Origin of the sequence: Streptomyces sp. NPDC086077, assembly GCF_040686175.1 — a bacterium.
Lineage (GTDB): Bacteria > Actinomycetota > Actinomycetes > Streptomycetales > Streptomycetaceae > Streptomyces.
The window spans coordinates 1-4,874 of record NZ_JBFBJT010000272.1; the positions used below are offsets into that span (position 1 = coordinate 1).

5 protein-coding genes are annotated in these 4,874 nt (G+C 72.1%); 2 read left to right on the plus strand and 3 right to left on the minus strand.

The genetic code is table 11. From position 1 onward, the window contains the following. The coding region (locus AB0O67_RS36605; RefSeq protein ID WP_365460195.1) for an FAD-binding protein at nt 1-843 on the minus strand (843 nt) is incomplete at its 3' end. Beyond that, nucleotides 803-2,041 (minus strand): MFS transporter, encoded by a 1,239-nt coding sequence (locus tag AB0O67_RS36610; protein ID WP_365460198.1) that lies wholly within the window; start codon nt 2,039-2,041, stop codon nt 803-805. The genes AB0O67_RS36610 and AB0O67_RS36605, both read right to left, overlap by 41 nt. Before the next feature lie 208 nt (nt 2,042-2,249). Here AB0O67_RS36610 and AB0O67_RS36615 point away from each other — a divergent pair, with 208 nt between their 5' ends. Beyond that, complete coding sequence (locus AB0O67_RS36615) at nt 2,250-3,377, plus strand: ferrochelatase (protein ID WP_365460201.1); 1,128 nt, start codon at nt 2,250-2,252, stop codon at nt 3,375-3,377. A gap of 8 nt (nt 3,378-3,385) precedes the next feature. Beyond that, entirely contained in the window at nt 3,386-4,201 is an 816-nt protein-coding gene (locus tag AB0O67_RS36620; RefSeq protein ID WP_365460204.1) for an inositol monophosphatase family protein, read from the plus strand. Nucleotides 4,202-4,289: 88 nt separating this feature from the next. Here the strand turns inward: AB0O67_RS36620 and AB0O67_RS36625 are convergent, their stop codons facing one another. Beyond that, nucleotides 4,290-4,463: a hypothetical protein gene (locus tag AB0O67_RS36625; protein WP_365460207.1), complete on the minus strand. Its 174-nt coding sequence runs from the start codon at nt 4,461-4,463 to the stop codon at nt 4,290-4,292. Nucleotides 4,464-4,874: the final 411 nt, after the last annotated feature.

Genomic DNA, 4,874 nt, shown 5'->3' on the forward strand with positions numbered 1-4,874 from the left:
GATCGCCGGGATGCTCGCCGGCGCGGCGCGACCGACCCAGTTGGCCACCTGAAACAGCCCGTTGGAGAGGAACTCGTCCTCGAACCAGCCCTTGACCTGCCCCACCGGGCGCTCCGGGCCCGGACTGCGGTTGTTGCGCTTGGTGTTGGTGTTACCAGTGTGGGGGAACCAGTAGAACTCGAAGTGCTCGTTCTCGGCCCAGAGTTCGTCGAAGGACTCGGTGACCCGGTCGAAGGTCATCGGCTCCTCACGCGCGGTGAGCAGGAAGATCGGCTCGACGGCGAAGGTGATCGCGGTGACGATGCCCAGGGCGCCGAGGCCGATCCGGGCGGCCGCGAAGACGGCTCGCTCCTCCTCGGTCCCCTTCTCGGAGCAGGTGAGCACCGAGCCGTCGGCGGTGACCAGCTCCAGGCCCCGGATCTGAGCGGCGATCGAGGCGGAGTCGCGGCCGGTGCCGTGCGTGCCGGTACTGGTGGCCCCGGAGACCGTCTGCTCCATGATGTCGCCCATGTTGGTCAGCGACAGCCCTTCACGCGCGAGGGCGAGGTTGAGCCTCTTGAGCGGGGTGCCGGCCTCCACCGTGACGGTGCCTGCCTCCCGGTCGATGTCGCGGATCCCCGTCAACAGTTGAGGCCGGATCAACACGCCGTCCGTCGCCGCTATGGAGGTGAAGGAGTGTCCACTGCCGACGGCCTTCACCGTCAGGCCCTCCTCCGCCGCCCGCCGTACCGCCTCGGTGAGCTCCTCCACGGAGGCGGGCGTGACCGCCCGTGCCGGGCGGGCGGCGACATTGCCGCCCCAGTTACGCCACGTGCCGTTCTTCCCGCTCGCTGTGCTGCTCAACGGTGCCTCCCCGACCCGCAGCCGGCCGCTTGAGCCGGCGGTACCCGAGGAAACCGACCGCGACCGCGACGGCCCCGGACACCGCCGGAACCCCGTACCCGGCGCGCGCACCGGCGGCGTCGATCACCCAGCCGGCCACGGAGGAGCCGAGCGCGACCCCCACCGCGAGCCCGGTGCTCACCCAGGTCATGCCCTCGGTCAGTTGCGCGCGTGGTACGTGCTCTTCGATCAGGGACATCGTCGTGATCATCGTGGGAGCGATGGACAGGCCCGCGACGAAGAGCGCCACGGCCAGAAACGGCAAGTTTCCGACCAGTAGGAGGGGGATCATACTCACGGCCATCGCACACACGCCCAGCAGCCACCGGGGTTCGGGCGCTCCCTTGAAGTGCAGCAGCCCGAAAACGGCGCCCGCCACGCAGGAGCCCAGCGCGTAGACCGCGAGGACGACACTGGCCGCCGCCTTGTGGCCCTGTTCGTCGGCGAAGGCCACGGTCACGACGTCCACCGACCCGAAGATCGCGCCGGTGGCCACGAAGGTGCTCACCAGGACCTGGAGGCCGGGGGAGCGCAGGGCGGAGCCGCCGCCGCGCCGCTCGCGCGGATGCGGGGCGGGCTCGGTGGCCCGTTGCGCGGTCAGCCAGAAGACGCCGACCGCGAGGAAGCAGGCCGCCAGCAGCGGGCCGGCCTCCGGGAACCAGGCGGTGGACAGGCCGATCGAGAGGATCGGCCCGAAGATGAAGCAGATCTCGTCCACCACGGACTCGAAGGAGTACGCGGTGTGCAGTTGCGGGGTCCCCCGGTACAGGGCAGCCCAGCGGGCCCGGATCATCGCGCCGACGCTGGGCACGCAGCCGATGCCCACGCAGGACACGAACAGCACCCAGTCCGGCCACCTGTGGTGCGCGGCGAGCAGCAGAACGGCCCCCGCGCCCAGCGCCAGCAGGGTCGCCGGGCGCAGCACGCGCCGCTGCCCGTACTGGTCGACCAGCCGCGAGACCTGGGGGCCCGCCACCGCCGCCGACAGCGCGATGGTGGCCGACAGGGCGCCCGCCAGCCCGTAGCGCCCGGTGAGCTGGGAGATCATCGTGACCACGCCGATGCCCATCATCGACAGGGGCATCCGGCCGAGGAATCCCGCGGCGGAGAAGCCCTTGGAGCCGGGGGCGGCGAAGAGGGCGCGGTACGGGCTGGGCACTGGGTCTCCGGGCGGCTCGGAAGGGACGGCGACGGGCCGATGCCGCTGCAAGAGGGCGCGGCACGGCTCGTACTGGTGGGTAAGGCGCGAAGTCGGCGGATACAGCTTACGAATCAGGTGACCCTGATGCACCCGCGGGTGTGGCCTCCTACCCGTGCGGCACCCGCCCGTTGCAGCACTGTCGGTGCCGGGTGGCAGGATCGGAGGCATGCCAGACGCGCTCGATGCCACCCCCTACGACGCCCTGCTCCTGCTCTCCTTCGGCGGCCCGGAGGGGCCGGACGACGTGGTCCCGTTCCTGGAGAACGTGACGCGTGGGCGCGGCATCCCCAAGGAACGCCTCAAGGAAGTCGGCCGGCACTACTTCCTGTTCGGCGGGGTCAGCCCGATCAACGACCAGAACCGCGCCCTGCTGGACGCCCTGCGCAAGGACTTCGCGGACCACGACCTGGATCTGCCGGTCTACTGGGGCAACCGCAACTGGGCGCCGTACCTCACGGACACCCTGCGCGGGATGGTCCGTGACGGCCGCCGCCGCATCCTGGTCCTGGCCACGAGCGCCTACGCCTCGTACTCGGGCTGCCGACAGTACCGCGAGAACCTCGCCGACTCGCTGGCCGCTCTCCACGCCGAGGGCCTGGACCTGCCGAAGATCGACAAGCTGCGGCACTACTTCAACCACCCCGGCTTCGTGGAGCCCATGGTGGAGGGCGTGCTCCAGTCCCTCGCCTCCCTGCCCGAAGAGGTCCGGGACGGCGCGCACCTCGCGTTCACCACCCACTCCATCCCCCTCTCGGCCGCGGACACCTCCGGCCCGGTCGAGGAGCACGGGGACGGCGGGGCCTACGTCCGGCAGCACCTGGACGTCGCCGGGCTGATCGCCGACGCCGTACGCGAGCGCACGGGTGTCGACCACCCCTGGCAACTCGTCTACCAGTCGCGCTCCGGCGCCCCGCACATCCCGTGGCTGGAGCCCGACATCTGCGACCACCTGGAGGAGCGGCACGCGGCGGGCGTCCCGGCCGTCGTGATGGCCCCCATCGGCTTCGTCTCCGACCACATGGAGGTCCTCTACGACCTCGACACGGAGGCCAAGGCCAAGGCCGAGGAGCTGGGCCTGGCGGTGCGCCGCTCGGCCACCGTGGGCGCCGACCCGAGGTTCGCCGCCGCGATCCGCGACCTCGTCCGGGAGCGGGCCGCGGCCGAGCGAGGCCAGGAGGTCACGCGGTGCGCCCTGGGCGCGCTGGGCGCGAGCCACGACCTCTGCCCGGTGGGCTGCTGCCCGGCCCGCGCCCCGCGTCCCGCCGCCGCGGGCGCCGACAGCCCCTACGCATGAGGAGCGACGTGACCGACGCCCGCCATCCGGAACTGCTCGCGCTCGCCCAGGAGGCCGCCCGGCGCGCCGGTGCACTGCTGCGCGACGGCCGCCCGGCCGACCTGGCGGTGGCGGCCACCAAGTCCAGCCCGATCGACGTGGTGACCGAGATGGACATCGCGGCCGAGAAGCTGATCACCGATCTGATCTCCGACCGCCGCCCCGACGACGGTTTCCTCGGCGAGGAGGGCGCCTCCAGCGAGGGCAGCAGCGGTGTCCGCTGGGTGATCGACCCGCTCGACGGCACGGTGAACTACCTCTACGGGCTGCCCACCTGGGCCGTGTCCATCGCGGCCGAGCAGGACGGCGAGACCGTGGCCGCGGTGGTCGCGGCGCCGATGCGCGGCGAGACGTACCACGCGGTGCGCGGCGGTGGGGCCTGGGCCACCGGGGCCTGGGACGGCGAGCGCAGGTTGGCCTGCCGGCCGTCCGCACCCCTGGAGCAGGCCCTGGTCTCCACGGGCTTCAACTACGTCACCGCGGTCCGCGCCCATCAGGCCGAGGTCGCCCGGAAGCTGATCCCGCTGGTCCGGGACATCCGGCGCAGCGGTTCCGCCGCCGTCGACCTGTGCGACGTCGCCGCGGGCCGCCTCGACGGCTACTACGAGCGCGGACTCAACGCCTGGGACTACGCGGCGGGTGACCTCATCGCCCGGGAGGCGGGCGCCCTGACCGGGGGACGCCCGTCAGAGCCCCTGTCACCCGATCTGACGGTCGCGGGTACCCCTGGCGTCTTCGAGCCCCTCCAGCGGCTCCTGGAGGATTTCGGCGCCTGGCACGACTGAGGGCTGGGCTGCGGGCCGGTCCCACGGCTCACCACAGCACAGCGGGCCCCCGGCGCTGGACTCGCCGGGGGCCCGCTGTCGTGCTGGGTCAGACGCTGGTCGCGCCGACTTCCACACCGTGTTCGGCCGCGAGACGGCGCAGGTCGTCGAGCTCGCCCTGCTCCACGTCGACGAGGAAGTCGTCGCCCTCGTCCCGGGCCCGCGTCAGGTCGGACTCGGTAGCCCTTATGCGCTGCAGAAGTCCTGCGGTGAATGCGTCCATGCTGCGCCCCCTCGTCCTGGGTCGTGGGTCGGTGGCACGGGGGTGTGCCGTTCGGAAGGGGCGATCACGTCTCCCTTGGGTGCCCAGCGCTGCCCTGCCGGGCGGCGACGGTGCCGGACACCCACGCCCACTCTGCGGAAGCGGACCGCGGCGTACCGCATGGTGCTGCGGCACAAGCAGAGCGTGATCGCGGGGTGTAAACCGTCCTCCCCCCGGTCCCTCCCGCAGAAACCTCAACCGGAAGAGGAAATCTCTCATTCCCGGATCCGGCGCCCGTTTCTCGCGCGCCCCACAGGGGGAGCCGACGCCATGATCGCCAAGGTCGGCCCGCGCTCCGCCCCAGCTGCCGCTTCCCCGCCTTACTGCCGACTTATGGCCGAAAAGGGCAGGATGGAGGTCCACACACCCCCG